The sequence below is a fragment of the Vescimonas sanitatis genome (genome assembly GCF_049060325.1).
Classification (GTDB): domain Bacteria; phylum Bacillota; class Clostridia; order Oscillospirales; family Oscillospiraceae; genus Vescimonas; species Vescimonas sanitatis.
This window is the reverse complement of sequence record NZ_JBMGPW010000008.1, coordinates 79,385-105,726: the sequence shown is the minus strand read 5'-3', so window position 1 is coordinate 105,726 and position 26,342 is coordinate 79,385. Positions and strand designations below refer to the sequence as shown.

Below are 26,342 nucleotides of genomic sequence, written 5' to 3'. Positions count from 1 at the left end.
CCCATGGCCGATCTCAATACCGATATCCGCTATATCAAAGGCGTGGGCGAGGCCCGGGCCAAGGCTTTTGAAAAGCTGGGCGTTTTCACCCTGGGCGACCTGATCGCCTACTATCCCCGCCGATGGGAAGACCGTTCGCAGCTCTACCCTATCCGGGACCTACCGGAGGGGGAGTACGCCTGCTGCAAGGCCATGATCGCCCAGCCCCCCACTACCGCCCGTATCCGCGGTGGTCAGACGCTGGTGCAGGTACGGGCTGTGGACGAGGGCGGCGTGCTGGATGTATCCTTCTTCCACCAGGAATACCGCAAAAATGTCCTGCATCCGGGAGAGACCTACATCTTCTACGGCAAGGTCGAGGGCGGCGGTGTGCGCCGCCGCATGGTCAATCCCCTGCTGGAGACGGAGGGGAAGCAGCTGCTCACCGGCCGCATCATGCCCATTTATCCCCTGACGGCGGGGCTGACACAGACTATGGTGGCCAAGGCCGTACGCCAGGGGCTGGACCAGTGCCGCGACCTGCCGGAAGATGTGCTGCCGGACGGAATCCGGCAGGCACACCATCTGTGCTATGCCGGGTTTGCCTACGAGAATATCCACTTCCCCGCCTCGGAGGAGGCGCTGGATACCGCGCGGCGGCGTCTGGTATTTGAGGAGCTGTTCCTTCTGAGCTGCGGTCTGTCTCTGCTGCGGCAGCGGCGGGAGACGGTGGCCGGCCTGCCCTGTCAAGCGGCGGACATGGCGCCCTTCTATGCCGCCCTGCCCTTTGCCCTCACCGCCGCCCAGCGGCGGGCTATTGCGGACGCCGTAGGCGATATGACCTCCGGCCGGCCCATGAACCGCCTGTGCCAGGGCGATGTGGGCAGCGGCAAGACCATGGTGGCCGCCGCCTGCGTGTGGTTCGCCGCCCAAAGCGGCTGGCAGTCGGCCCTGATGGCCCCCACGGAAATACTGGCACGCCAGCATTACGAAAATCTGGCCCCGCTGTTCGCCCGCTTCGGCCTGCCGTGCGCTCTGCTCACCGGCTCCACCCCCGTCAGGGAACGCCGCGCCATTCTGGCCGGCCTGCAAAGCGGGGATATCACACTGTGCATCGGTACACACGCCCTGCTGACGGCGGACGTGCAGTATACGCGCCTGGGTCTGGTGATCACCGATGAACAGCATCGCTTCGGCGTAGAACAGCGCTCTGCCCTGTCCCACAAGAGCGCCGCCCCGCACACGTTGGTGCTGTCCGCCACCCCGATTCCCCGGACGTTGGCCCTTATCATCTACGGCGATCTGGATGTGTCTGTGATCGACGAGCTGCCGCCGGGACGGCAGACAGTGGAGACCTTCGCTCTGGGCGAGAAATACCGGGCGCGGCTCAACGGCTTTATCCGCAAGCAGGTGCAGGAGGGCCATCAGGTGTTCATCGTCTGCCCGCTGGTGGGCGAGGATGACGCTCTGCCCGACGAGCGCAAGGCCGTGACGGCCTACGCCAAGGCACTGCAGGAGGATACCTTCCCCGAGCTGCGGATAGCCGTGCTCCACGGCCGTATGAAGCCAAAGGAGAAGGAAAAGGTCATGGCCGCCTTCGCCGCCGGGGAGAGCGATATCTTGGTCTCCACCACCGTGGTGGAGGTGGGCGTGGATGTGCCCAACGCCACACTGATGGTGGTGGAGAACGCCGACCGCTTCGGCCTGAGCCAGCTGCACCAGCTGCGCGGCCGGGTGGGCCGCGGCCAGGCCAAGAGCTACTGTGTTCTGCTCAGCGACGTGCAGAATGACGACACGAAACGGCGGCTGAAAGCCCTGACCCAGACGAACGACGGCTTCCGCATCGCCGAGGAGGACCTGAAGCTCCGGGGCCCCGGCGACTTCTTCGGCAGCCGCCAGCACGGCCTGCCCACGCTGAAGGCTGCCGACCTCAGCTGCGATATGCCCCTGCTGGCCGAGGCCCGGGATGCCGCGCAGCAGCTGCTGGCCGGCGACCCGCTGCTGACCCGGCCGGAGCATGCCGTGCTCCGCCGCCGGGTACAGGCCCTGTTCCGGCAAAAGGACGGCACTCTGAACTGAAGCAGGGCACTCTCTCCGCGCTTGAAATGCCGGCAATAAGCAGCGGGGGGGGGGGGGGGGGGGGGGGGGGGGGGGGGGGGGGGGGGGGGGGGGGGGGGGGGGGGGGGGGGGGGGGGGGGGGGGGGGGGGGGGGGGGGGGGGGGGGGGGGGGGGGGGGGGGGGGGGGGGGGGGGGGGGGGGGGGGGGGGGGGGGGGGGGGGGGGGNCCGCCCCCCCCCCCCCCCCCCCCCCCCCCCCCCGCTGCTCTCTGCTGTCTCCGCGCCGTTTGCCCGGCGGCATGGGGCAGATATTCCCCCGGAAATGAAGAAAGAGCAGCCTTTCGGCTGCTCTTTCTCCCTCCCCAAGACGGCCACAAGGAGCGCCGTAGCGCTCCCTGTGGTGGTGTGTTGTCGGGTAAAAGGGGGAATACCCGACAGGGGGGTGGCACGGACAGAGGGGGGTGACTCTATTCGTGCTCAACTGTATTGTACACCTGCCTGTCCGGTTTGTCAAACGTTTTTTCTGATTTTTTGCAGTGGGTAACATTGGGGTAAAGTTAATGTGTTCTTAATGTCACTATCCTTGCTTTTTGTGAAATAATGTCGTACACTATATGTGTGTTTGCATGATACAGGAGGTATACTAAATGGTCTCCATTATAGAAGTAACTGACAAAGCCCAGCTGCGCCGGTTCGTGGACTACCCAAACGAGCTGTATAAGGATGTGCCTCAGTTCGTCCCCGCCACCTATGGCGACGATCTCTCCGATTGGGACCGCAGCAAGAACCCCGCCTTTGAATACTGCGACGCCCGTTGCTGGCTGGCCATGCGCGACGGGGAGATCGTGGGCCGCATCGGTGCCATCCACTCCCGCAAGGCCAACGACAAGTGGGGTGCCAACCGCCTGCGCTTTACCCAGGTGGATTTCATTGACGACCCGGAGGTCTCCTCCGCCCTGTTCCGCACGGTGGAGGCCTGGGCGAAGGAGCTGGACTGCACCGCCGTTCACGGTCCCCTCGGCTTCACCGACATGGACCGCGAGGGTATGCTGGTGGAGGGCTTTGACCGCCGCAGCTGCTTTTTCACATACTATAACCATCCCTACTACATCGACCACATGGCCGCCCTGGGCTATGTGAAGGACGTGGACTGGATCGAGGAGCTTATCACCGTCCCGGAGGACGAGGCCACCATACAGCGCTGGGAGAAGATCTCCGACTTCGTTCTCAAGCGCCACCGCCTGCACATTCACGAGGCCAGGAGCCGCCTGTCCTATCTGCCCCTGCTCAAGCCGTTTTTCGAGCTGGTCAACCTGGCCTACGCGCCGCTGTACGGCACTGTGGAGCTCTCTGACCGCCAGATCAAAAAGTACTCCGCCAAGTTCGCGCCCCTCATCAATCCCAACACCACCTGCTTCGTCATGGATGAAAACGACCGCATGGTGGCCTTCGGCGTAGGTGCGCCAAGCCTGGCCTCTGCCCTGCAGAAGCACCGGGGCCGCCTCATGCCCACCGGCTGGATCGACGTTCTCAAGGCCTTCCACAGGAACGACACCGTGGACCTGCTGCTCATCGCCGTCCACCCGGACTACCAGAAAAAGGGTGTCAACGCCATTATCCTCAGCAAGGCCATGAAAGGCTGCCACAAGCTGGGCATCAAGCAGGCCGAGACCGGCCCCATGCTGGAGCTGAACGACAAGGTCCAGTCCCAGTGGAAGGATTTTCAGACCGAACAGCATAAGCGCCGCCGCTGCTTCATCAAGCAGCTGTGATACATAAAAGGGACCGGCTCGGCCGGCCCTTTTTATCTCCCGCTGAAAAAGCAGCACCCTCCTGCCGGCGCAGGAGGGTGTTGTTCATTTCAGCTCTACCACGGTCACGCCGGCCTCGCCCTCGCCGTATCGGCCCAGGCGGAAGGACTTGACCTGTTTGTTTTTCTTCAGCAGCTGGTGCACGGCGGCGCGCAGCGCGCCGGTGCCCTTGCCGTGGATGATGGTCACGGTGCCCAGCTTGGACCGGGATGCCGCGTCCAGGTAGTTCTCCACCACGCTTTCGGCCTCCAGCGTCTCCAGGCCCCGGATGTCCAGCTCGGCGGACGCCCGCGCCCCGGTGTTGATGGACACCGCCGGTCCGCTGCGCTGCTGCGCGGCGGCGGACTGCTTTTTCTTCTTCTCGATCTCCTCCGCCGTTTCCAGCAGGCGCACCTGCGCGGCCTTCACGGTCATCTTCATCTTGCCCGCCTGCAGGAGCAGCGTGCCGTCGCCGTTGACCGCCAGCACCGCGGCGCCGGTACGCACACCGGCCAGCTCCACCGTGTCGCCCACGGCGATGGGCCGGCTGGGCGCGGGCACCGGCTCTGTGTCCTCGTCCCGTTGGTGCAGCGCCGTCTCCGCCTCGTTCAGGCGGCGGCGTATATCGCTTTTCCGGTCATTCACGGCCTGATAGTCCGACCGCTGCTGCTGTTTCCGCAGCTCGTCCAGCTCGGCGAACACCTGGTCCGCCTGCCGCTGGGCCTGCTGCACGATGCGCCGCGCCTCGGCCTCGCCCTTGGTCCGGGCGTTGTCCTTGGCCTTCTCCATCTGCTCACGGAAGGTCCGCGCCTTCCGCGCGTCCTCCTCACGCTGGCGCCACAGCCGATCCGCCTCGCCCTGGGCCTTCTCCAGCCGCTGGCGCTTCTCCTCCAGTTGGGTCAGCACATCCTCGAACCGCACGGATTCACTGTCCATCTGGGCCTTGGCGTCCTCGATGACGCTCTCGTCCAGCCCCAGCCGCCGGGAGATGGCAAAGGCGTTGGACTTGCCCGGTATGCCGATGAGCAGCCGGTAGGTAGGCCGCAGCGTCTGCACATCGAACTCACAGCTGGCGTTCTCCACCCCCGCCGTGGTCATGGCAAAGGTCTTCAGCTCCGCGTAATGGGTGGTGGCCGCCGTCAGCGCGCCCTTGCGCCGCACGTCCTGGATGATGGCGATGGCCAGCGCCGCGCCCTCCACCGGGTCGGTGCCCGCCCCCAGCTCGTCGAACAGGATCAGGCTCTTCTCATCCGCCAGCTTCAGTATCTCCACCGTGTTGGCCATGTGCGCCGAAAACGTGGACAGGCTCTGCTCGATGCTCTGCTCGTCGCCCACGTCCGCCAGTACCCGGTCGAACACCTGCACGGCGCTCTGGTCTCCGGCGGGGATGTGCAGGCCGCACTGGGCCATCAGGCACAGCAGCCCCAGGGTTTTCAGCGTGACGGTCTTGCCGCCGGTGTTGGGGCCGGTGATGACCAGCGTGTCATACGCTCCGCCCAGCGCCACCGTCACCGGCACCGCCTTGGCCGGATCCAGCAGGGGATGCCGTGCCCGCTTCAGGTCGATGCCGCCCCGCTTCCGCACCAGCGGACGCCCCGCGTCCATGGCATAGCTCAGCTGTGCCCGGGCGAAAATGGTATCCAGCTGCACCAGCAGGTCGTAGTCGTACAGGATGTTCTCCCGCTGCGCCGCGCACTCGCCGGACAGTATACGCAGCACCCGGTCGATCTCCTTTTCCTCACGGGCCTGCAATTCCTTCAATTCATTATTGGCCTGCACCACGCCCATGGGCTCCACGAACAGCGTGGCCCCGGAGGATGAGATGTCGTGTACCAGACCCGGCAGACTGCCCTTGCACTCCGCCTTTACCGGCACCACGAACCGCCCGTCCCGCTGGGTGATCAGCGCCTCCTGCAGCACCTTGGCGTAGGAGGGCGACGAGATGATCCGCTGCAGGATCTGCCGTCCCTTGCTGGCCGCAGCGCGCATATTCCGCCGTATGTCCGCCAGCTCCGGGCTGGCGGTGTCGGCAATGGTCTCTTCGTCCAGTATGGCGCCGCGTATTTTATCCTCCAGATAGCGGTTCACATGGAGGGCAGAGAATAGCCGGTCGATGGCCGTGGCCTCCCCCTGACGCTCCGCGTCATAGTCGCTGACCCGCCGCGCAGCGGTCAGCACACCGGCCACATCCAGCAGCTCCCGGGTGTTCAGCACGCCGCCGTGGTCCGCCCGGTCCAGTGCCTGGGATACGTCCTTCACGCCCGCAAAGGACGGACTGCCGTGCAGGCCCAGCCGCGTCTTGGCCGCGTCCGTCTCATCCAGCAGGTGCTCCACCGCCGCCGCGTCTGTGGCAGGACGCAGCCGCAGGCACCGGGCCTTGGCCTCGTCGCTGACCGCATGGCGCGCCAGCAGCTCCAGCACCGCCGGCAGCTCCAGTGTGCGGATAGATTTCTCAAATAACTCGCTCATGTATGTATGTCCTCCTGTTATCCCAACAGGGCCTTGTAATAGTCCAGCGTCCGGAACCCGCGCTCCAGCTGGGCGGCGATAAACGCCTCACCCGCCTGATCCAGCGCCTGCAGGGCGCCCGGCTCCAGCGTAAAGCTGTACAGCCGCCTGGGGTCCGCGTACAGCACGTGCCGCAGCGCCGCCAGACCAGCCTCGGTCAGCGGCAGCCGGAAGCTGCGCTCCGGGCCCCTGCACGTTCCGCACGCCACAAATCCGCCGGAGATGTCCAGCACCGGTCCCTCCGGCTGTGCCGTTCCGCACACGGCGCATTCCTCCGCCAGCGGCTCAAAGCCCGAGAGCGCCATCAGCCGGAACTGGAACGCCGCCTTCACCAGCCGCGGGTCCTTCCCCGTGCGGCACAGGGCGTACAGGGCGTTCAGCAGCAGCGACAGTATCTCAGGGCAGGGCGTCTCCTCGGCGCACACCGCCTCCGTCAGCTCACAGAACCACGCCGCCAGCGCCAGCAGCTCGATGTCCCGGCCCAGCCCGTCGAACAGCTCGATGGGCGACGCCTCATCCAGCATATACCAGCTGCCCCGCTTGAAAATGGTCAGCTCGGAATAGGCCGGCATCTGGCAGGCCGCCGCCAGGCGGCTGTTCTTTCGCCGCGCACCCCGGGCGATCAGGGGTATCTTCCCCCGGTCCGCCGTCAGCACCGTCAATATCCGATCTGTCTCCTTTGTGTCTGTGACCCGCAGCACCACGCCGCCGGTCACGGTCTTTCCACTTTGCATACAGCCTCCTGGGCCCCGCGGTACAGCAGATACGCCTCCGGCGCGCCGGTGTCCAAAAATAATTCCCAGTAGTCCACGCGAACACCTCCATGTCGTTAGCATGGGAGCTTTCGCCGGTTTTATGGCTGGAAATTTGTTGATGTTATTCCTCGTTGTAGCCCTGACTTCTGATGAAATTCGGATTATCTCTCCAATTTTCCTTGACCTTCACCCACGTCTCCATGTACACCTTCGTGCCCATGAATTTCTCGATATCCCGACGGGCCGCGGAGCTGATGCGCTTGAGCATTTCGCCGCCTCTGCCGATGATGATGCCCTTGTGGCTGGCCTTTTCGCAATAGATGGTCACATCCAGATCGATGATGCCCGTGTCCTCCCGTTCGGAGAACTTCGTCACCTCCACCGCCGTGCCGTGGGGGATCTCCTTGTCAAGGCAGCGCAGCATCTTCTCCCGGACGATCTCCGCGCACACCTGGCTGTCCGCCTGGTCGGTGGTCATGCCGTCGGGGAACAGCTGGGGACCCTCCTGGGCGTATTGGGACAGCTGCCGCATCAGCTCATCCAAGCCGTCGCCGGTCCGGGCGGAGATGGGAATGATGGCATCAAAGCCGTCATAGGCCGCGCTGTACGCCGCGATGACCTCCAGCAGGGCCTCCTTTTTCTCTACCGTGTCGATCTTGTTGATGCACAGCACGCAGGGCAGGTGCTCCTCCCGGATACGCTGCAAAAGGACCTTCTCCGGCTCGCCCACATGGGGGATGGGCTCCACCAGCAGCAGCGCGCACTCCACGTCGCTGAGGCTCTCCCGCACCACCTTGACCATATAGTCCCCCAGCCGGGAACGGGGCTTGTGCAGGCCCGGCGTATCCAGCAGCACATACTGGGTATCGCCCCGGTTCACCACGCCGTAAATGCGGTTGCGGGTGGTCTGGGGCTTGTCCGAAACAATGGCGATCTTCTCGCCCACCAGGGCGTTGGTCAGGCTGGACTTGCCCACATTGGGCTGTCCGCACACGGTGATCATTGCGGTTTTTGTGATGTTCATAGGTGATCCTCAACTTTCTTTCGTTTGAGCAATTTTCGTGCAGCGTTATTTTCGTTCCAGGCCCAGCACGGACATGATGGCCTCTTCTCTTTCGCGCATCTGGGCCTTCATGGGGCCCTCGTCCAGGTGGTCGTAGCCCAGCAGGTGCAGCACGGAGTGTACCGCCAGATAGGCCAACTCCCGGCGGTTGGCGTGGCCGTATTCCTTCGCCTGCGCCTTCACGCGCTCCAGAGAAATGACCATGTCCCCCAGAGGCACATAGCCGGTGCCGGGGTCGGCGTCCTCCGCGCCGGGCAGCTCGCCGGGAGTCAGTTCAAACTCCGGAAAACTCAGCACGTCCGTAGGGCGGTCCACCCCACGCATCTCCAGGTTGATGGCGTGGATGCCCGCGTCGCCGGTCACCAGCACATCCACCTCGCAGGGGAAGTCCACCCCTTGCTCGGCCAGCGCTGTGCGGATGACCCTGCGGAGAAAGCTGCGTGTGCCCTCGCTGACACCGGGGACATCGGCGGTCACCGGGATATAGTGTCGTTTCATTTCTTTTTCTCCTCAAATTTGGCGTAGGCCTCGATGATACGCTGCACCATCACATGGCGCACCACGTCCTCCTTGGTGAGCCTGCATATGGCCACGCCCTCCACGTCCCGCAGCACCTTCATGGCCTCCTTCAGGCCGCTGACCTTGTCGGCGGGCAGGTCGATCTGGGTCACGTCGCCGGTGATGACCACCTTGGAGCCGAAGCCCATGCGGGTGAGAAACATCTTCATCTGCTCGCGGCTGGTGTTCTGGGCCTCGTCCAGAATGATAAAGCTGTCGTCCAGCGTCCGCCCGCGCATATAGGCTAGGGGCGCCACCTCGATGTTGCCGCGCTCCAGATACTTCTGGTATGTCTCCGCCCCCAGCATATCGAACAGGGCGTCGTACAGCGGGCGCAGATAGGGATCCACCTTCGACTGCAGGTCGCCGGGCAGGAAGCCCAGCCGTTCGCCGGCCTCCACCGCCGGACGGGTGAGGATGATGCGGTTCACCTGCTTGTCCCGGAAGGCGGCCACCGCCGCCGCCACTGCCAGGTACGTCTTGCCGGTGCCGGCAGGGCCCACGCCGATGGTGACGGTCTGCTTCAGGATGGCGTTGACGTACTCCTTCTGGCCGATGGTCTTGGGCTTGACGGGCCGGCCCTTGCTGGTGATGCAGATCACATCCTGGGTCAGCTCGCTGATGCGCTCGGCCTGACCGGAGCGCACCAGCCCGATGACGTAGCGCACGTGCTGGTCGGTGATCGTCTCGCCCTTATTGGACAGGGTCAGCAGCGCCTGCACCGCCTTCACCGCCAGCATCACGTTTTCCGGCTCGCCGGACACGACGATCTCGCCGCCCCGGTTCACCGCCTGCACCTGAAATTCCGCCTCCAGAAGCCGGATATTCTCGTCGAAGGAGCCGAAAAGATTGACGGCCTCCTCCATGCGTTCAATACCGATACGTTGTTCCATGTTTTGGGTTTACCTCCCTGTATCGCTTGTTATAGTCAGCGGCGCGTCCACGCCGATCTGTTCCTCGCACTCCGCCCGCAGCGTCACCATAAGGTACGCGCCCTGCCGCCGGGCGGATACATCCGCTTTCAGAACACGGCCATCGTCTCCGATGGTCTGCGCCAACTGGGCCTCCAGCTGCTTCTGTCCCTCGGCGTAGGCCTCATCCTCCGGACGTTCACCGTCGTACACCGCGCGCTCGGCCACCGTCTCTGTTACCAGCGTTACCGGCAGACGCAGCCCGAAGGGAAGCTGCACGCCGCGGTATCGTATTATTTTATCACAGTTTTCCCGGCCCTGCAATATGCTGTCCCCCGCAGGCAGCGCAATTCGCTTCCGTCCAAGGTCCAGCGCGGTATGGGTGCGGGTCTTCACGGGCTCCGTGCCGTCCTTCAGCACCGTCTCCAGAGGTACGGGCACCGTCCACTCGTACCATGTCCGGGCCCAGATCCGCCCGGTGGCCCGCATATACCGGCAGCCCCGGGGCGAGTCAGCCACCCCGGACAGCAGCACCTGCCCCGCCTGCACCGTTTCGCCCACCGCCGCGCAGGTCACCCCGTCCAGCGCCTCGATCTTCGTGATGAGCCCGTCTCTGGCCGCCACGATGTTCTGCACGTCGCTGTCCCGGTAGAGATGCGGCGGGCGGACGCGCTCCACCACCTGCACATGGGCGGTGCAGCCCCTGACGTTCACCGCCAGATACACCACGTCCGGCAGAAGCGGCAGCACCCGGTTCCGCAGCTCGTCCTGGTCCAGGCCCACACCACGCGTGCCCACGCGCACGCCGCATCGTTCCAGTGCCTGCAATACGCTTTCCGTGGGGACGGTGTCGTTGCCCGTGACCTCGAAGTCCCAGATGAAGGCGCTGCCCACCGCCAGCAGCAGCGGCAGCACCAGCACCGCCGCCAGCAGCACATACCGGTGCCTGCACCGCCGCCACAGCTCCGGCGCGCCGGACTTTCGGCACACGGTCACCTGTGCGCCGATGTCCGCCGTCACCTCGGCCAGGCGCCGCGCGCCGGACAGGGTGGTGGTCACGCGGAAGGATGTCTCCGTCAGCCAAGTCAGGTCCCAGAAAGGAATGCCGTGGGCGGCGCACAGGTTCACCACGCGCTCCGGCGCGGTACAGACCACCTCAGCCACCGCCTGACCGCGGAGATAATTCACTGCTTTACGGTACACGGCGCCCCCCTTACTCCACCAGTTCGATGCCGGATATTTTTCCGGTGATCCGCAGCTCCTGCTCCGTCATCACCAGCAGCTGCAGGTCCTGGCCCCGGACGCGGACCACCACGCCGCCCCCGTTGACGTCCACCGCCTCGGTGGTGTAGGCCAGCACGCCACGGTGCCGGTCCATATACAGCTCCCGGTTGCCCAGCAGCTCGATCCGGGCCACGCCGGCGGCGATGTTCACCGGCAGCTCCAGGCGCTCCAGCGCCTCCTGACCCACCTGGGCCAGCTTCTTTTTCAGTCCCGCCACACCGTCACCTCCCTGCGGATGATACAGAACGCTATGCGCGGACGCACCGGAACTTGCCTGTCCGGGGCGGGGTATTTCCCGGCGGCGGCGCGCATAGGCTGGGGACCGGTGATGGTGATGATAAAGCGCATGTTGGCACTGCTGGGCAGCGGGACGCTGGCGATACTGCTGCTGCGGCAGGCGGAGACGGCGGCCCAGGCGGCGCGGGACGGCGTACAGCTGTGTCTGACATCGGTGATACCGGCGCTGTTCCCGTTTTTTGCCGTCTCGTCCCTGCTGGTGGCGCTGGGGGCGGCGGAGGCGGCGGGCCGGGCGCTGGCCCACCCCTTCGGGCGGCTCTTCTGCTGCGGCGGCGCGGGGTGCGCCGCCCTGCTGCTGGGGCTGGTGGGCGGCTATCCTGTGGGGGCGCGGACGGCGGCGGAGCTGGTGCGCCGGGGCGAGCTGTCCCCTGCCGAGGGGGCGCGGCTGCTGACGTTTTGCAACAATGCCGGCCCGGCCTTTGCCATCGGCGTGGCCGGGGTGTCGGTATTCGGCAGCGCCCGGACGGGAGCCTGGCTATATCTGCTGCACTGCGCCGCCGCGCTGCTGACGGGTCTGCTCTTCTGCCGCCGCCCGTTGCCCGTCACCGCCATGCCGAAACGGCCTGTGCCACCGCGGGCCGGACTGACGGGGCAGTTTCTCCGGGCGGTGGAGGGGGCGGTGTCCGCCATGGCCCGGGTGTGCGGGTTCGTGGTATTCTTTCTGGTGCTGCTGCGTCTGGCGGAGGGGCTCATCGGTCCCCTGCCGCCGCTGGCGGCGGGGGTGCTGGAGCTGACCAACGGCATCCTGCGCCTGACACCGGACCGCCGGGGCTTCGTCACCGCGGCTGCGCTGCTGGGCTGGGGCGGGCTCAGCGTCCACTGCCAGACGGCGGCGGTGACGGCGGGCAGCGGCATCTCCCTGCGGCTGTATGTGCCGGCCAAGGCGGTGCAGGCGGCGCTGTCAGCAGGACTGGCGGCGCTGCTGGCACCGTATCTGCTGCCGTAGGGCACCCCGCGGGTCCCTCCTGCGTAGAATGACCACGGAGAGAAGTCTCCCATCATTCCCGACAGGAGGTCACATAGGATATGAGCATTACGCTCCGTCATGCCGCCGCCTGCTATCAAGCCCCGGACGGCGAGGTGGAGGCGGTGCGGGACGTGTCCTTCACGGTGGAGGAGGGCGCGTTCGTCAGTTTAGTGGGGCCCTCCGGCTGCGGCAAATCCACCCTGCTCAGCGCCATTGCCGGTCTGGAGCCCCTCAGCGGCGGCGCTATCGAGATCGACGGCCGGGCGGTACAGGGCACATCGCCAAAAATCGGCTTTATGCCCCAGCGGGACCAGCTTTTCGAGTGGCGGAATATATGGGACAACGTGACGCTGGGGCTGACGGTCCGTGGCGAGAAGGACCCGGCGGCCTATGCACACGTATCCCGGCTGCTGGAGCGCTACGGGCTGGCGTCCTTTGCCAAAAAGCGGCCCTGCCAGCTCTCCGGCGGTATGCGCCAGCGCTGCGCCCTGATCCGGACCCTGGCCACTGAGCCGGAGATATTGCTGCTGGATGAGCCCTTTTCCGCCCTGGACTACCAGACACGGCTGGCGGTATCGGCGGATATCTGGCGCATATTGCGGCAGGAGGGCAAAACGGCCCTGCTGGTCACCCATGACATCGCTGAGGCGGTGAGTATGTCCGACCGGGTGGTGGTGCTGTCCCGCCGCCCCGCCGTGGTGAAGGCGGAGATGGACATGGGTGCGCTGCGTGGTCTGCCGCCGCTGGAGCGCCGGGACACGCCGGAATTTCACCGGTACTTCAACGCCATATGGAAGGAGCTGGACGTTCATGCCTGAGAAAACGCCTTCGCCCCGCCGTGCGGCGTACCTGAGGACCGTGCGCCGCGAAAAGCGCCGGGTGCGTATCTGGCAGATCGCGCTGGTGGCGGGGCTGTTTGCCGTGTGGGAGCTCAGCTGCCGGCTGGGGCTGTCCGACGGCTTTCTGGTCAGCAGTCCCAGCCGCATGGTGCAGACCCTGTGGCGGCTGTGCGCCTCCGGCGAGCTGTGGCACCACGCGGCGGTGTCCATCGGTGAGACGGTGCTGGGCTTTACCGCCGGGACGGTGCTGGGCACGGCCGTCGCCGTGGCCATGTGGTGGTCGGACACCGCCGCCCGCATTCTGGACCCGTACCTGGTGGTGCTGAACGCACTGCCGAAAACAGCCCTGGGGCCCATCTTCATCGTGTGGATGGGCGCGGGCATGGGGGCCATCGTCACCATGACGCTGGCCATTTCACTCATCGTCACCATCCTGAGTATGTACACCGGCTTCCGCACCACCGACCCGGAGAAGTTGCGGCTGATGCGGACGCTGGGCGCTGACAAGCGCCAGATCCTGTGGCTGCTGGTGTTCCCGGCTAACTGTCCCACGCTGTTTTCCACACTGAAGGTGAACGTGGGACTCAGCTGGGTGGGCGTCATCATGGGCGAGTTCCTGGTATCCCGGGCCGGGCTGGGGTATCTCATCGTCTACGGCTCCCAGGTATTCAACATGGACCTGGTCATGGCCAGCGTGCTGGTGCTGGGGCTGGCGGCGGTGGGAATGTACCTGCTGGTGCTGCGGGCGGAAGCATTCTTAAATCATCTATGGGGGGTACGTGCATGAAAAAACAACTTATCTGCATTTGTATGGCCGCGCTGCTGTCGCTCAGCCTGCTGACCGGCTGCGGCGCGGGGACCGATACCGGAGATACCGCCGGCACGGAGGCGAAAAATGTCACGGTCCGGCTCAGCGAGGTAACGCACTCGGTGTTCTACGCGCCGCAGTACGTGGCTATGAGCCAGGGGTTCTTCGCCGATGAGGGGCTGGACATCGAGCTGAGCAACGGCGGCGGGGCCGACAAGGTGATGACCGCCGTGGTATCCGGCGGCGCGGACATCGGCCTGGCCGGGCCGGAGAGCTGCATCTATATCCACGCGCAGGGCAAGGATGATCTGCCGGTGATCTTCGCCCAGCTGACCAAGCGGGACGGCTCGTTCCTGGTGGGCCGCAGTGATGAGGCCTTCGACTGGAACGACCTGAAGGGCAAGACCATCATCGGCGGGCGCAAGGGCGGCGTGCCGGAGATGACGCTGGAATACGTCCTCAAGCAGCACGGCATCGTACCCCAGGAGGACGCGGTGGTGGACACCTCGGTGCAGTTCAACATGATGGCCGGGGCCTTCACCGGCGGGCAGGGGGACTATGTGACGCTGTTTGAGCCCACCGCCACGGAGGTAGAGCGCGCCGGACACGGGTATATCCTCTGCTCCATCGGCGAGGAGTCCGGGGAGATCCCCTACACCGCCTATTTCGCCAGCCAGAGCTATATGACGGCGCATCCGGAGGTCATTCAGGGCTTTGCCAACGCCATCGCGCGGGCGCAGCAGTGGATCGTGGACCACACAGACCGGGAGGTGGCGGAGGCCATCATCGATCAGTTCCCGGATACGGACCTGGATACCCTGGAGGCCGTTACCGCCCGGCACCGGCAGATCGATGCCTGGAACGCGGGGCCGATGATGGCGCGGTCGGCGCTGGAACGGCTGGAGACGGTGATGACCGAGGCCGGCGAGCTGGAGAAGGACCAGTGGGTGGATTTCGACAAGCTGGTGGACAACAGCTTTGCCCAGAAAGCCATGGAAGCGCAATAAGCAAAAAAGAAAGCCCGTGCGGGCTTTCTTTTTTGCGTTCATATCAGCTCAGGGCGGAGATGACCTCGGCGTATTTGTCGATGTCGGACGCGCCGTTCCAGGTCATAAAGCCGCCGGTGCACCCGGCGTCGCGGAGGGCCCGGACCTCGTCGGCCAGCTCCGCCGCGCCGTAGTGGTTATACGGCTCGCGGATGGCGTTGTAGCACTGTATCCATGTGCGTACCGCGCCGGGGGAGGCCGTCTCGCTCTGGCGGGCCATGGCGCTCTCGCCGAAGTTATGGACGGTGGTGTAGGGGTGCTCCCAGGGCTTATAGTCACCCTGCGCGCTGTAATGGTCCGGGTAGGGCATACCGGAGATGGCGTCCACCACGGAGCTGATGGCCGGCCAGTACTGGCCGCAGGCGGTGACGTAGGCGTTGGCGCATTCGCCGAACACATCGCCGGAGATGTAGTACCCGGCGTCATGCAGCCGCTGCGCGGCGTAGATCAGGAACCGCTGGACCGCCTGGGCCTTACTCTCACCATAGGTGTTCTTGTAGTCGATGGTACCGGCCTGCTCGTACTTATACGCGCCGTCGGGGAAGCGGATGTAGTCAAACTGGATCTCGTTGAAGCCCAGAGCGGCGGCCTCCAGAGCCAGCTCCACCTTGTACTGCCACACGGTGCGGTTGTAGGCGCTGGGCCAGTACATGGAGCTGATCTTCAGGGGCGTGCCGTTCAGGTCGGAGATGACGTACTCCGGGTGGTCGGCGGCCAGGTGGGCGTCGTTGAACACCGTGATGCGGCCGATGACGTAGTAGCCGGCGTCGCGGAGCTTCTGCACGTTGGCCTTGAAGCCCTCCATGGTGTCCTGGGCCGCAGCGTAGGCGGACGGGCTGTACTGCTGCATCACCGGGGAGGCGTAGGACACCGCCGTGCCGTCCACGATGTCCACCACAAAGGCGTTGATGCCGGTACCCTGGGCCAGCCGGATATAGCTGTCCGCGTACTGAATGGCGCTGCCGTTCAGGTACAGGGCCCGCACCTCGTCGGGCATCACATTGTCCGTGAAGGCCGGCTTCTCCGTGGGGTAGTAGTCCAGGTCGGCCGCGTCGCCGCCGCCCCAGGCGTCGCCCCGCGCGGCGTGGCGCTGGTAGAGCGCGTCGTCATACTGCGCCAGCGCTTCCTCCTCCGTCATGCGGACGTTCTCTCCGTCGATGTACCCCTCGCCCCGGTCACAGCTGACGGCCCAGCGCAGGACCTCGCCGTTCTCGTCCAGGCCGTCAAAGCCGGTGACGGTCAGCGCCATGCCCTTTTCCACCGCGCAGCCGGGGACCGCGCCCGTCTCATCCGTCAGGCTCATGCCCCGCAGGGCGTACACCGTATCGGTCAGCACCGCGCCGTTGTAGTCTGCGGTCAGGTTGGCCGCGTCCAGATAGGCGTAGCCCTCGCCGTTGACCACGCGGACGCGGTCCGCGCCGTCCTCGGCGTCCTCAGCAACGTACTGTACCTCCGCGCCGCGGACCAGGGAACCCAGCTGAGTCCCGTTTTCGTCATACACAGGGGCGGTGGTCCCGGCGGCGGCCACATAGCCCGCCGCCGTCTCCGGCACCACGGGATTAAACTGCCGCCAGATGATATATCCCAGCGCGCCCAGCGCCAGCAGGCACAGCACGATGAGTACCACCGCCGCGCCGGTGCCGTGTTTCTTTTTCGTATTCGTTGACATAAATTGATTTCTCCTTGCGTATTTTTGTCAGCCTGCGGCCATTATACGCCATTCCGCGCCATAAATCCACCCAAATCTTGTGGCGCTGGTGACAAAATTTTCATATTTTTTGTGTTTTTCTCGTTTTTTTGGTAGACAACGACGCAGACCGATGGTATACTACACATGACTATTGTTATGTAAATCGGCGGAGGGGCCTTCCCGCCGCCGGCGCTTCCCATACAACTTAGAGATAAGGCAGGGTGTATCGACATGAAGAGGACGAAACGGGGAATGGCATTGATCCTGGCGGCGGTGATGGCGGTGAGCTGTTTGACCACCATACTGCTGGCTGCCAGTAAGAACTGGAGCAGCCTGAAGGACCTGGGCGCACTGAGCCAATATTATGAGACGGGCGCGGACGCTGACCCGGGCGCTGTTTCCACCGTACCCGGCGACCCCGGCGGTACATCCTTCGGCCTGTATATGTTCTCCAGCAAGGCGGGAACGCTGGACGCGTTCCGCACCTGGCTGCGGAACTACCAGGGCAATGCTATATACAATGGCTTCGCGGCCACGCTGGATAAGGCCTACGGCGAGAACACCAGCGGCGCAGCCGCAGCAGGCTACGGCCCCAACTTTGAAAGTGCCTGGAGGGAGCTGGGCCACGGCGTCAACAAGGGTGAGTTTGCCAACGCCCAGACAGAGTACTGGGGTACCGAGCGCTACTCGACCCTGATCAGCCGCCTGCAAAGCAAATACCCTTCCCTGAACCTGAACGACTACTCCATCGCCCTGAAGAACGTCCTGTGGAGCCGCAGCGTCCAACATGGCGTGGACGGCGCCTATAACGTGGTCACCCGCGCCATCGACAACCGGCTGGGCGGCTTCAAGATGCAGAGCGAGGCGGAGCTGATCGAGGCCATCTACACTGAGTGCAGCAAGCTGGCGGAGGATATCCCCAAGTATCGGGATATGCAGACCCAGCTGTCTGACCGCTATGGCGTGAAGAACCGTTCCATGGCCTATTACAGCGCAGCGGACGGCGATGTGCAGTCCTCGGTATACAGCCGCCTGCACATCAACGAGCCTGCCGATGCGCTGGTCATGCGCTATCAGAACACCACCTCCCACCTGGAGGGCAAATACACCCTGTGCTATAACTCCGATGGCAGGACCTTCAGCTACAGCGTAGGCAGCACCGACCTGGTGGCCGAGGAGAAGGCCTCTCAGCTGATCCTGACCTACTACAATTCCGACAAATACACCCTGGCCACCACGGATGGCAAGCGTCTGGCGGTCGTTGACGGCGCACTGATGCTGCAAAACGCTGCCGCCGACAGCAGACAGTTCTGGACACTGACCGGCAGCAACAACGGCTACATACTGTACAACGTGGGCACCAAGCAGTATGTGACCGTGACGGTGACCAGTGCGGATGTCACAGCGGACGGCCAGAACAGGGATGACCTGATTGCCGCGAAGCTGGTCGAGATCAGTAAGGGCATTACCGAGAATGGCCAGTATACCAGCGAGTTGGCGAACGACTTTGGTACTCGGCTGGAGACAAAACTGAATGATTTGTTCGAGGCGAGCATCGAAGGCAAGTCGGAGGAGGACTATACCGAGGAGATAAAGGATAAGCTTGCCAGCGAGGGCATGAAGGACGAGGATATAAATGCCCTTATCAAAAAGCTAAGCAGTGATGACGAAAACGTATCCTTTACAGAGGAGGAAATCCTGCTTCTTGTGGAGGTGCTTACCGGCAAGTCACTTGAGGATATTACGGTGGAAGTCGTGGGGGAGATGGTCGACGAGGATCTGAAGAACAACCCCACCACCACTGTCACCGCCTATAAGGTCGGTTTGAGCAAGGAGAGCAAGACCGCCGCTGTTGTGACCATGAAGCCCGCGGCCGGACAGGACGCCTGGAGCACCATCGGTCTGTTCTATCCCCAGAAGGCGGAGAAGGACGAAACCGGCAAGAGCATCGTCCACAACCTGACCCAGGGCAACTCCTCCTTCCCCCTGCGCGGTATCGTCACCTGCACCCAAAACATCAGCACCGTAAAAGCGGTGGTCACCAACATAGCTACCGGGACAGAGCCTACCTACGCCAGCCGCAGCGGCATCAATGCCAAGTGGTTCGACCTGTGGGAACTGGATGAGACCCTGAAGTTCAGTAAGCTCTCCGCCGGGAAATACTACCTTACCATTACCGGCACCACCGATAGCGGCAGCACCGTGACGCTGCTGGATACCACCTTCACTGTGGGCGCGGCCACGACTACCACGCCCGAAGCCCCCAACAACACCTACACGGTGACCTTCGTGGTCAACGGTAAGACCTTGGAAACGCGCACCTATAAAGAGGCACAACCCTACGGCGCGCTGCCTGAGGTGAACGAAAAGGGCTTCCAGGGCTGGTTCTACAATGACCGCGAGATATCCCAGAGCACGCCTGTGGCACCCAAGAACCACACCGTTACGGCCAAGTTCGGTACGCTGCACACCGTGAAGTTCATGTCCCAGGGCGCTGTGTGGGATTCCTACAAGCTGGCCCAGAACGACATTATCACGCTGCCTGCAACGAATCCGGTCATGCAGGCTGACAGCAAGTACGTGTACAGCTTCGATTATTGGGCGGATGCCAGCGGCAAGCGCTATACCAGCGGCACCGTCATGCCCGACGCCGACGTCACCTACACCGCCGTGTTTACCAAGACGGCCAACAGCGGCGGCACCGGCGGTAGCACCGGTGGGAGTACCGGTGGGAGTACCGGCGGCGAGACGCCCAAGCCCTCCGGCAACTATCTGACCGGCGTATCGCCCAGCACGTCTGTCTCCGCAATGAACAGCGCGGGCTACACCATCTATAGCGGCAGCACCAAGGTGACCTCCGGCCTCGTGGGTACCGGTATGACCGCTGTCAGCAGCTCCGCCACCGTGACCATCGTGGTCACCGGCGACGTCAGCGGCGACGGCAAGATCACCATCACCGACGTGGTCAAGCTGCAGAAGTCCGTGGTGGGCTCCGGCAGCCTGTCCGGCGCCTACGCCAAGGCGGCCGATATCAACGGTGACGGCAAGGTCACCATCACCGACGTGGTGCAGGCCGCCCAGGTCACCGTGGGCCAGCGCACCATCGGCTGAGGAGGAAACATCCTATGAAAAACAAACTGTTCCGCGCCGCGGCCTCCGCGCTGCTGACGCTGCTGCTGGTGGTCACGCTGCTGCCCGTGCAGGCCCACGCCGCCGGAGCGACGCTGACCGGCACCGCCGCCCCGCAGGCAGGCGACACCGTCACACTGACGCTGTCCGTGCCCAGCAAGGTCTACGGTCTGACCGCCGACCTGAGCTACAGCGGCAATTTGTCCTTTACCAACTACAACTGCTCTGTCAGCGGATGGAGCATCGTGGTCAACAACAACAAGTTCAGCGTTTACGGCACGTCCAGCTCCAGCGGCGGACTGGTCACCATCAAAATGAAGGTATCCGGCAGCGCCAAGGAGGGCGACGCCCTGACCGCCACGTTCTCCAACATCGTGGTGTCCGACGGCAACAGCGACACCAGTCTGGACAGCGCCAGCTGGTCCGGCAAGGTGGGCGCGGCCCCCAGCGGCAACTGCAGTCTCAGCTCGCTGAGCTGCTCCAATGCCACGCTGAGCCCCTCCTTCTCCAGCAGCACCACGTACTACACCTGCACGGTGCCCTTCGCGGTGGAAAAGCTGGACCTGAACTACAAAAAGGCCGACAACAGCGCTACGGTGTCTGTCAGCGGCAATGAGCTGGCGGTGGGCGTCAACACCGTGACCATCAAGGTCACGGCGGCCAACGGCGCCACCAAGAGCTATACCATCGATGCCACACGCCAGCAGGACCCCAACTACAAACCCTCCACCGACGCATCCATCGCCGCCCTGACGCTGGAGGGCGCCACGCTGTCTCCGGCGTTCACGCCCACAGTGACGGATTACATCGCCTACGTCCCCTATGAGACGAAGCAGGTGACCATCGCCGCCACGGCAAAGGACGAAAAGGCCCAGGGCATCACCGGCACCGGCGAGGTGCGGCTGTCCGCCACGGAGGCGGAGACTGTGCTCACGGTTACCGGAACCGCCGAGGACGGCAAGACCAAGCAGAACTATACCATCCATGTGCTGCGGATGCCGGCCTATACCGGTATTGTCCCCACGGTGGAGGTCATCGACCCGGCCACCATCCCCGAGGTACCGCCGCTGGAGATCCCCGGGACCATTGCGATGCCGCTGATCGGCGAGGTCAAGACCGTGTATGTGGCCATCGCGGCGGCGGTGCTGCTGGTGGTGGTGCTGTTCCTGCTGGGCTTCCTGATCGGCCGCGGCCACACGGGCGGCGGCGATGACGAGGAATACGACGACGAACCGCCGCGGACCCCGGCGAAGCCCCTGCTCCCCGAGGAACGGCACACGGCACGGGTGCCCCGTCTGGTGCCCCGTGAGGAGAGCAGCGACAGCGAGCCTGCCGCCATCCCCGACAAGACCCCGGCGGCGCCCGTGACGCCCGCCGCGCCGGCGGAGACGCCGGCGCCCGCAGAGCGCTCTGCCCAGGACGAGCCCACCCAGGCCGACGAGGACGAGGTGCGGACCATGTCGCTGGACGATCTGCTGGACGATATCCACAATATGTAACAAAAATGACCTAAGCCAAGGCTTAGGTCATTTTTACGCAGCAAAAGCATCCGGGATAGCGCCCGGATGCTTTTTGCTCAATAATCCACCTTCATCAGGCACAGACCCTCCGGCGGCGCGGTGGGACCCGCCTGCTTGCGGTCCCTGGCGGCCAGGATGTCACGCACCTGCTCCGGCGTCCAGTAGCCACGGCCCACCTCCAGCAGCGTGCCCACCATGATGCGGACCATGTTCTGCAAAAAGCCGGTGCCATGGAAGGTGAATACCACCCGGTCCTTCCGGCGCTCGATAGCGATGTGGTCCACCAGACGGACGGTGGACTTCTTCATGCGCGGATTGCCGCAGAAGCTGGCGAAGTCGTTTTCACCCAGCAGGTAGGCCGCCGCCTGACGCATTTTCTCCACATCCGGGTCGTAGTCCAGCAGGGTGACGTACTTCCGGTCAAACACCGGCTTCACCGGCCCGGTGTGGCAGGTATAGCGGTAGGTCTTGCCCAGGGCGTTATAGCGGGCGTGGAAACGGGGCGCGGCCTCCTTGACCTCCCGGACAGCGATGGCGTCGGGGAGATAGCGGTTCAGATAGTCGCGGATGGCGTCGGGCGTCTCGGTCACGTCCAGCACCACGCTGGCGGTCATGGCCCGGGCGTGGACACCGGCGTCGGTGCGGCCCGCGCCGATGACGTTCACCGGATGCCCCTGCAATGCGCCCAGCACGGCCTCCAGCTTGCCCTGGATGGTATCCTTGTCCGGCTGGCGCTCCCAGCCGAAGAAGCGGGAGCCGTCGTAGGCGATGGTGAGCCGGTAGTTCTGTTCCATAAAAAGATCACGCCCTTTCTGCCTTATTGTAACAGAAAGGACGTGATTTGTGAAGTGTTTTACAGCCAACCCATCATCTGGACGAAGCTGTACAGCAGTTTCAGGCCGTAGAAGATGATGACGGCGCCGCAGACCTTGTTGATGATGTTCAGCACCTTCTCGTTGAACTTACTGCCCAGCAGAGAGACGACCGTGGACAGCGTCAGGAACCAGATCACCGAGGCGGAGCCGAAGCCGCAGATGAAGAACAGGTCGCCGCCGTTGGTCAGGGTGGCCCGGAAGGCGCCCAGCATCATGGTGCCGTCAATGATGGCCTGGGGGTTCAGCCAGGTGACCACGAAAGCGGATCCGGCCAGTTTCCAGATGGGGACGTTCACGTCCCGGCCGCCCTCCAGACTGGCCTTGGACCGCAGCAGACCGATGCCGATATAGATGACGATCAGACTGCCCAACCCCAGGATGACCTTTTGCAGCCAGGGCAGCGCCTGCATCAGTGCGCCGGCGCCCAGGAAGCAGGCCACACCCAAAGAGATGTCCCAGAAAATGACGATGAGCGCGGTGATGTAGACGCGGCTGCGCTTCTGCGTCAGGGCACTGTTGATGACGAACAGGTTTTGCAGGCCGATGGGCGCCACGTAGGCCAGACCCATGGTCAGCCCCTGAAGATAGATATTCATGGCTGTGATTTTCTCCTCATGCTATTTACTCCGGTTTTCTTACCTGCTATAATGATACCATAGCTTTGGAGAAATGCAAGAGCGCAGATTTTTATGGGCAAGTAAGGAGGGGCTTACCATGTCACAGACCATGCCGCAAAGCCACTACGACTGTCCCTGTATGGAGAAATGTCCGCTGCACCACGCCATGCAGCTGATCGGCGGCAAGTGGAAGGTGCAGATCCTGTGCGCCGTGGCCAACGCCGGGACCATCCGCTACAACGCCCTGCGGAGCAAGCTGGACGGCATCTCCAACACGGTGCTGGCCTCGGCCCTGCGGGAGCTGGAGCGCGACGGGCTGGTGACACGGCGGGAGTATCTGGAGGTGCCGGTGCGGGTGGAATACGGCCCCACGGACAGCTGCCGGGCACTGCTGCCCATTTTGGAGCAGCTCAGCGACTGGGCAGAGGCCAGGATGTGAGCTTTCGATTGGACAAATACCGGAATTTGTCTGCAAGATACATCATTTTTCACAAATTGCAGTGGGAATTATAGAGCAAATCGCGGGATTTTCGTATCAATGCCCATTGCAATCCTGCCGTAATCCAGTATAATAGGAAATGGTGAGGGTTAGTTTCTGCGCGCTGCACCCTCTGGCGCGAGAGTAAAAATGTGCGTAAGGAGTGCTGGTTCATGTATACACGGGAGATCACGGTGAAAAATGAGGTCGGTCTGCACGCCAGACCCGCGACCTATTTCATTCAGAAAGCCAACGAGTTCAAAAGCGGCATCTGGGTAGAAAAAGAAGAACGCCGCGTCAACGCGAAGAGCCTGCTGGGCGTGCTGAGCCTGGGCATTATGAAGGACACCACAGTGACACTGATCGCGGACGGCAGCGATGAGAAGGAAGCTGTGGATGCGCTGGCTGAGCTGATCGAGAACCTGGACGAGTAAACACAATGAAAGAGAGACGGCTTCGCCGTCTCTCTTTTCTTTTGCGTACGACGTACCTCCGGCGCTGCGGGGGTACCGCTTTTTATCCGTGGAACTTCCCATATACCGCCCGGGCGGCCGCCTCCGGCACCACGGCGGAGAGCTGCTCGAGCGTGGCGTTTTTTACCGCGGTGACGGTACCGAAGTGCTGCAGGAGCCGCTTCTTCCGCGCCTCGCCCACACCGGGGATACCGTCCAGCTGCGAGCGCTTGGCGGAACGGGTGTGCTTCTGGTGGTGGTAGGCGATGGCGAACCGGTGTACCTCCTCCTGCACCGTGCCGATAAGGGCAAACAGGGCGGGTGTCTGCTGTATGCCCAGCTCATGGCCCCGGGCGGTGATGAGCGCACGGGTGCGGTGGCGGTCGTCCTTGACCATGCCCAGCACGGGCACATCCAGCCCGGTCTCTGCCAGCACCTGCTCGGCCACGCGGGCGTGCTCCTGACCGCCGTCGATCAGCAGCAGGTCCGGCAGGGGGGCAAACTTTTCATCGCCGTCCAGATAGCGCCGGAACCGGCGGGTGAGCACCTCACGCATGGCGCCGTAGTCGTCGGCGCCGGCGCAGGACTCGATGCGGAAGCGGCGGTAGGCGGACTTCAGCGGCTTGCCGTCCTGAAAGACCACCATGCCGCCCACCTGGTCCGCGCCGCCGGTGTGGGAGATATCATAGCTCTCCATGCGCCGGGGCAGGACCGGCAGCTGAGCCGTTTCCTGCAAAAGGCGCAGGGTGCCGTTAATGCGCTGTACGGCGTCGGTAACGCGCTCCACCTCCTCCCGGGCGTTGCGGTGGGCGATGTCCAGCAGCGCGCGGCGCTGACCTCGCTGGGGGACCCGGAGGGCCACGGCGTGGCCGCTGCGCTCCGTCAGCAGGGCCGAAAGCGCGTCAGCGTCCTCGATGGCGGCGGGAAGCAATATCTCACGGGGCAGGGACTGGCGGGTCAGATAGTACTGGGGCACCACAGCGGAAAGCAGGGCGCTCTCGCTGTCGGCAGCGTCGGGGAACACCTCGGTCTGCCGGGCCAGGAGATCGCCGTCTTCAATGTGGAGAATGGCGCAGCCGGACCGGGCGGGGCTGGTATACGCGCCCCAGACATCGGTGTCGGCGCAGATACCGGCGATGACCTGCTGGTCCTTGGTCAGCACGGACAGGGCCCGCACACGGTCGCGGAGGGCGGCGGCTGTCTCAAAGTCCAGGGCCTCCGCCGCGGCGTTCATCTGTTCCGTCAGCTGGGTCGTGACGGCGCGCAGCTTGCCCTCCAGCAGGGCGGTGGCCTGGGCCATGCGGCGGCGGTATTCCGCCGCGTCCGGGCCGTCCGGGCGGCAGAAGCCGTCACACCGGCCCATGTGGAAGTTCAGGCAGGGGCGCTCCTTGCCGATGTCGCGGGGGAACCTTCGGGAACAGGTGGGCAGGCGCAGGGCGGCGCACACGGCGTCCAGCGCCAGGCGCGTTTCGTGCCGGCCGCCGAAGGGGCCGTAGTATTTCGCGCCGTCGTCGGCGGTGCGGTTCACCAGGGTAAAGCGGGGGTAGTCGCCGCTGTCCAGCCGCACGAAGGGATAGCCCTTGTCGTCCTTCAGCAGAATGTTGTAGCGGGGCTGATGGCGCTTGATGAGGGAATTCTCCAGCACCAGGGCCTCGAACTCCGATCGGACGATAATGGTGTCGAACCGGTCCACATGGGCCACCATCATCTTCGTTTTCTCGTTGTGGCTGGCGGTGTCCTGAAAGTATTGGCTGACGCGGTTTTTCAGTTTTTTGGCCTTGCCCACATAGATGACCTGGCCGGTCTTGTCCATCATCAGATAGACGCCGGGCAGCAGGGGCAGGTCGTTGGCCTTGGCGCGGAGCTCATCACGGGTCATGGCGTCATCTCCTTTCATGGAAAACTACAGATACGGGGATAGTATACCACCGCCGCGTCCCCTGGGCAAGGGGTGGAAGTACCGGAAAGTACAGAGAAAAGCCTGCGGCGGCGAAAAAGCAGTAGCGCGGCGCGGCAGGATGTGATACAATGGGTGCGAAAAATACGACGCGGGAGGCGCGGGATATGGAATTGCAGTGGTTTGACATCCGGGAGCTGACGGAGGACGCGGCCCAGACCGTGATAGGCATGATGGATGAGACGCGGCGGCGGCGTGTGGCCGACATCGCCGGCGAGGACGACCGGAAGCGCACCATCGCCGGAGAGCTGCTGGCGCGGCGGATGCTCGCGCAGACGATGGGCTGCGCGGAGAAGGACGTGCCGCTTCAGTGGGACGAGCTGGGCAAGCCCAGCGTGGAAAAGGATGGCGTGTATGTGTCCGTGAGCCACTCCGGCCCGTGGGCGGTATGCGTAACGGCGGACGCGCCGGTAGGCGTGGACGTGGAGGTGGTACGCTCGGCCCAGGAGAAGTTCATGCGCCGGGTATGCAGCGAGCAGGAGATGGCGTACATACGGTCCGGGGACGACGGCGACTGCCAGCGGTTCTGGGAGATATGGACGGCCAAGGAGGCGCTGTTCAAGCTGACGGGCAAGGGTCCGCTGCTGGCGCTGAGCCGCTTCAGCCTGCCGGCAGGCGTAACGCTGGACTATACGGCACAAAAGGGCTGCGCCCTCACCATCGCGGCGCAGATTTTGTGAAAAATTTTGCAAAGTTGGCAAAAAAGGCTTTTCTTTCCCGTTTTCTTTTGGTACAATAGGGGCAGAAACATACGTCGGAGCGC

Annotated in this window: 23 protein-coding genes; 11 read left to right on the top strand and 12 right to left on the bottom strand. The window is 64.0% G+C overall.

All coding sequences use genetic code 11. The features are described 5' to 3' along the window. The first annotated feature begins 3 nt into the window (after positions 1-3). Positions 4-2,058 (top strand): ATP-dependent DNA helicase RecG, encoded by a 2,055-nt coding sequence (gene recG / locus ACOMDU_RS10290; protein WP_421130224.1) that lies wholly within the window; start codon positions 4-6, stop codon positions 2,056-2,058. A gap of 624 nt (positions 2,059-2,682) precedes the next feature. Next, positions 2,683-3,807, top strand: coding sequence for a GNAT family N-acetyltransferase (locus tag ACOMDU_RS10285; protein WP_421130223.1), 1,125 nt, complete (start codon positions 2,683-2,685; stop codon positions 3,805-3,807). A gap of 84 nt (positions 3,808-3,891) precedes the next feature. On the opposite strand, the gene ACOMDU_RS10280 is transcribed toward ACOMDU_RS10285, so the two are convergent. From ACOMDU_RS10280 to ACOMDU_RS10245, 8 genes are all read right to left on the bottom strand, one after another. Beyond that, a complete protein-coding gene (locus ACOMDU_RS10280) occupies positions 3,892-6,294 on the bottom strand; it encodes an endonuclease MutS2 (protein WP_421130222.1) in 2,403 nt (800 codons plus the stop codon). A gap of 17 nt (positions 6,295-6,311) precedes the next feature. Next, positions 6,312-7,067 carry a DNA repair protein RecO gene (recO, locus tag ACOMDU_RS10275; protein WP_022136373.1) on the bottom strand — a complete coding sequence of 252 codons (756 nt, stop codon included), beginning with the start codon at positions 7,065-7,067 and terminating at the stop codon, positions 6,312-6,314. 142 nt (positions 7,068-7,209) lie between these two features. Beyond that, the gene (gene era, locus ACOMDU_RS10270; protein WP_421130221.1) at positions 7,210-8,112 is read right to left on the bottom strand and encodes a GTPase Era; all 903 of its coding nucleotides are present in this window, start codon (positions 8,110-8,112) and stop codon (positions 7,210-7,212) included. A 45-nt stretch (positions 8,113-8,157) separates the two neighbouring features. After that, positions 8,158-8,649, bottom strand: a complete 492-nt coding sequence (gene ybeY, locus ACOMDU_RS10265; RefSeq protein WP_421130220.1) for an rRNA maturation RNase YbeY — start codon at positions 8,647-8,649, stop codon at positions 8,158-8,160. Further along, on the bottom strand, positions 8,646-9,602 hold the full coding sequence (locus tag ACOMDU_RS10260) for a PhoH family protein (protein ID WP_022135189.1): 957 nt from the start codon (positions 9,600-9,602) through the stop codon (positions 8,646-8,648). The genes ybeY and ACOMDU_RS10260 overlap by 4 nt, the downstream gene beginning before the upstream one ends. A 9-nt stretch (positions 9,603-9,611) precedes the next feature. Next, on the bottom strand, positions 9,612-10,823 hold the full coding sequence (locus ACOMDU_RS10255) for a sporulation protein YqfD (RefSeq protein WP_421130219.1): 1,212 nt from the start codon (positions 10,821-10,823) through the stop codon (positions 9,612-9,614). Between the two features lie 10 nt (positions 10,824-10,833). Beyond that, positions 10,834-11,121, bottom strand: a complete 288-nt coding sequence (locus ACOMDU_RS10250; protein WP_421130218.1) for a YabP/YqfC family sporulation protein — start codon at positions 11,119-11,121, stop codon at positions 10,834-10,836. Beyond that, complete coding sequence (locus ACOMDU_RS10245) at positions 11,109-11,252, bottom strand: hypothetical protein (RefSeq protein WP_421130217.1); 144 nt, start codon at positions 11,250-11,252, stop codon at positions 11,109-11,111. The genes ACOMDU_RS10250 and ACOMDU_RS10245 overlap by 13 nt, the downstream gene beginning before the upstream one ends. Here ACOMDU_RS10245 and ACOMDU_RS10240 point away from each other — a divergent pair. The 4 genes from ACOMDU_RS10240 (at position 11,239) to ACOMDU_RS10225 (ending at position 14,822) form a co-directional block, all read left to right on the top strand. Continuing rightward, positions 11,239-12,147, top strand: a complete 909-nt coding sequence (locus tag ACOMDU_RS10240) for a nucleoside recognition domain-containing protein (RefSeq protein WP_421130216.1) — start codon at positions 11,239-11,241, stop codon at positions 12,145-12,147. The two genes, ACOMDU_RS10245 and ACOMDU_RS10240, sit on opposite strands and share 14 nt — an antisense overlap. An 80-nt stretch (positions 12,148-12,227) precedes the next feature. Continuing rightward, positions 12,228-12,986 (top strand): ABC transporter ATP-binding protein, encoded by a 759-nt coding sequence (locus tag ACOMDU_RS10235; protein ID WP_421130215.1) that lies wholly within the window; start codon positions 12,228-12,230, stop codon positions 12,984-12,986. Then, entirely contained in the window at positions 12,979-13,794 is an 816-nt protein-coding gene (locus ACOMDU_RS10230; protein ID WP_421130214.1) for an ABC transporter permease, read from the top strand. The genes ACOMDU_RS10235 and ACOMDU_RS10230 overlap by 8 nt, the downstream gene beginning before the upstream one ends. Next, positions 13,791-14,822, top strand: coding sequence for an ABC transporter substrate-binding protein (locus ACOMDU_RS10225; protein ID WP_022135183.1), 1,032 nt, complete (start codon positions 13,791-13,793; stop codon positions 14,820-14,822). The genes ACOMDU_RS10230 and ACOMDU_RS10225 overlap by 4 nt, the downstream gene beginning before the upstream one ends. 43 nt (positions 14,823-14,865) lie before the next feature. Here the strand turns inward: ACOMDU_RS10225 and ACOMDU_RS10220 are convergent, their stop codons facing one another. After that, the gene (locus tag ACOMDU_RS10220) at positions 14,866-16,530 is read right to left on the bottom strand and encodes a putative glycoside hydrolase (RefSeq protein WP_421130213.1); all 1,665 of its coding nucleotides are present in this window, start codon (positions 16,528-16,530) and stop codon (positions 14,866-14,868) included. A gap of 273 nt (positions 16,531-16,803) precedes the next feature. Between ACOMDU_RS10220 and ACOMDU_RS10215 the strand changes: the two genes are divergently transcribed. Then, a complete protein-coding gene (locus tag ACOMDU_RS10215) occupies positions 16,804-19,662 on the top strand; it encodes a dockerin type I repeat-containing protein (protein ID WP_421130212.1) in 2,859 nt (952 codons plus the stop codon). A gap of 14 nt (positions 19,663-19,676) precedes the next feature. Continuing rightward, a complete protein-coding gene (locus tag ACOMDU_RS10210) occupies positions 19,677-21,179 on the top strand; it encodes a cadherin-like beta sandwich domain-containing protein (RefSeq protein ID WP_421130211.1) in 1,503 nt (500 codons plus the stop codon). Positions 21,180-21,256: 77 nt separating this feature from the next. Here the strand turns inward: ACOMDU_RS10210 and truA are convergent, their stop codons facing one another. After that, positions 21,257-21,994, bottom strand: coding sequence for a tRNA pseudouridine(38-40) synthase TruA (gene truA / locus ACOMDU_RS10205; protein ID WP_421130210.1), 738 nt, complete (start codon positions 21,992-21,994; stop codon positions 21,257-21,259). 59 nt (positions 21,995-22,053) lie between these two features. Beyond that, complete coding sequence (locus ACOMDU_RS10200) at positions 22,054-22,671, bottom strand: LysE/ArgO family amino acid transporter (protein WP_022136178.1); 618 nt, start codon at positions 22,669-22,671, stop codon at positions 22,054-22,056. A 118-nt stretch (positions 22,672-22,789) separates the two neighbouring features. Here ACOMDU_RS10200 and ACOMDU_RS10195 point away from each other — a divergent pair, with 118 nt between their 5' ends. Together ACOMDU_RS10195 and ACOMDU_RS10190 are read left to right on the top strand one after the other, a co-directional pair. Beyond that, positions 22,790-23,131 carry a winged helix-turn-helix transcriptional regulator gene (locus ACOMDU_RS10195; RefSeq protein ID WP_421130209.1) on the top strand — a complete coding sequence of 114 codons (342 nt, stop codon included), beginning with the start codon at positions 22,790-22,792 and terminating at the stop codon, positions 23,129-23,131. Between the two features lie 212 nt (positions 23,132-23,343). After that, a complete protein-coding gene (locus ACOMDU_RS10190; protein WP_022136180.1) occupies positions 23,344-23,604 on the top strand; it encodes an HPr family phosphocarrier protein in 261 nt (86 codons plus the stop codon). Positions 23,605-23,686: 82 nt separating this feature from the next. On the opposite strand, the gene uvrC is transcribed toward ACOMDU_RS10190, so the two are convergent. Continuing rightward, the gene (gene uvrC / locus ACOMDU_RS10185) at positions 23,687-25,501 is read right to left on the bottom strand and encodes an excinuclease ABC subunit UvrC (RefSeq protein WP_421130208.1); all 1,815 of its coding nucleotides are present in this window, start codon (positions 25,499-25,501) and stop codon (positions 23,687-23,689) included. 149 nt (positions 25,502-25,650) lie between these two features. Here uvrC and ACOMDU_RS10180 point away from each other — a divergent pair, with 149 nt between their 5' ends. Beyond that, positions 25,651-26,259: a 4'-phosphopantetheinyl transferase family protein gene (locus tag ACOMDU_RS10180; RefSeq protein ID WP_421130207.1), complete on the top strand. Its 609-nt coding sequence runs from the start codon at positions 25,651-25,653 to the stop codon at positions 26,257-26,259. Positions 26,260-26,342 lie beyond the last annotated feature (83 nt).

What these genes read in the sequence shown, in the direction of transcription:
- ACOMDU_RS10260 (WP_022135189.1), bottom strand. Translation starts at nt 9,602, where the DNA reads ATGGAACAACGTATCGGTATTGAACGCATGGAGGAGGCCGTCAATCTT.
- ACOMDU_RS10210 (WP_421130211.1), top strand. Translation starts at nt 19,677, where the DNA reads ATGAAAAACAAACTGTTCCGCGCCGCGGCCTCCGCGCTGCTGACGCTG.
- uvrC (WP_421130208.1), bottom strand. Translation starts at nt 25,501, where the DNA reads ATGACCCGTGATGAGCTCCGCGCCAAGGCCAACGACCTGCCCCTGCTG.
- era (WP_421130221.1), bottom strand. Translation starts at nt 8,112, where the DNA reads ATGAACATCACAAAAACCGCAATGATCACCGTGTGCGGACAGCCCAAT.
- ACOMDU_RS10225 (WP_022135183.1), top strand. Translation starts at nt 13,791, where the DNA reads ATGAAAAAACAACTTATCTGCATTTGTATGGCCGCGCTGCTGTCGCTC.
- ACOMDU_RS10245 (WP_421130217.1), bottom strand. Translation starts at nt 11,252, where the DNA reads ATGCGCTTTATCATCACCATCACCGGTCCCCAGCCTATGCGCGCCGCC.
- truA (WP_421130210.1), bottom strand. Translation starts at nt 21,994, where the DNA reads ATGGAACAGAACTACCGGCTCACCATCGCCTACGACGGCTCCCGCTTC.
- ACOMDU_RS10220 (WP_421130213.1), bottom strand. Translation starts at nt 16,530, where the DNA reads ATGTCAACGAATACGAAAAAGAAACACGGCACCGGCGCGGCGGTGGTA.
- ACOMDU_RS10180 (WP_421130207.1), top strand. Translation starts at nt 25,651, where the DNA reads ATGGGTGCGAAAAATACGACGCGGGAGGCGCGGGATATGGAATTGCAG.
- ACOMDU_RS10215 (WP_421130212.1), top strand. Translation starts at nt 16,804, where the DNA reads ATGGCATTGATCCTGGCGGCGGTGATGGCGGTGAGCTGTTTGACCACC.
- ACOMDU_RS10230 (WP_421130214.1), top strand. Translation starts at nt 12,979, where the DNA reads ATGCCTGAGAAAACGCCTTCGCCCCGCCGTGCGGCGTACCTGAGGACC.
- recO (WP_022136373.1), bottom strand. Translation starts at nt 7,067, where the DNA reads ATGCAAAGTGGAAAGACCGTGACCGGCGGCGTGGTGCTGCGGGTCACA.
- ACOMDU_RS10235 (WP_421130215.1), top strand. Translation starts at nt 12,228, where the DNA reads ATGAGCATTACGCTCCGTCATGCCGCCGCCTGCTATCAAGCCCCGGAC.
- ybeY (WP_421130220.1), bottom strand. Translation starts at nt 8,649, where the DNA reads ATGAAACGACACTATATCCCGGTGACCGCCGATGTCCCCGGTGTCAGC.
- ACOMDU_RS10285 (WP_421130223.1), top strand. Translation starts at nt 2,683, where the DNA reads ATGGTCTCCATTATAGAAGTAACTGACAAAGCCCAGCTGCGCCGGTTC.
- ACOMDU_RS10240 (WP_421130216.1), top strand. Translation starts at nt 11,239, where the DNA reads ATGATAAAGCGCATGTTGGCACTGCTGGGCAGCGGGACGCTGGCGATA.
- ACOMDU_RS10280 (WP_421130222.1), bottom strand. Translation starts at nt 6,294, where the DNA reads ATGAGCGAGTTATTTGAGAAATCTATCCGCACACTGGAGCTGCCGGCG.
- ACOMDU_RS10200 (WP_022136178.1), bottom strand. Translation starts at nt 22,671, where the DNA reads ATGAATATCTATCTTCAGGGGCTGACCATGGGTCTGGCCTACGTGGCG.
- recG (WP_421130224.1), top strand. Translation starts at nt 4, where the DNA reads ATGGCCGATCTCAATACCGATATCCGCTATATCAAAGGCGTGGGCGAG.
- ACOMDU_RS10190 (WP_022136180.1), top strand. Translation starts at nt 23,344, where the DNA reads ATGTATACACGGGAGATCACGGTGAAAAATGAGGTCGGTCTGCACGCC.
- ACOMDU_RS10195 (WP_421130209.1), top strand. Translation starts at nt 22,790, where the DNA reads ATGTCACAGACCATGCCGCAAAGCCACTACGACTGTCCCTGTATGGAG.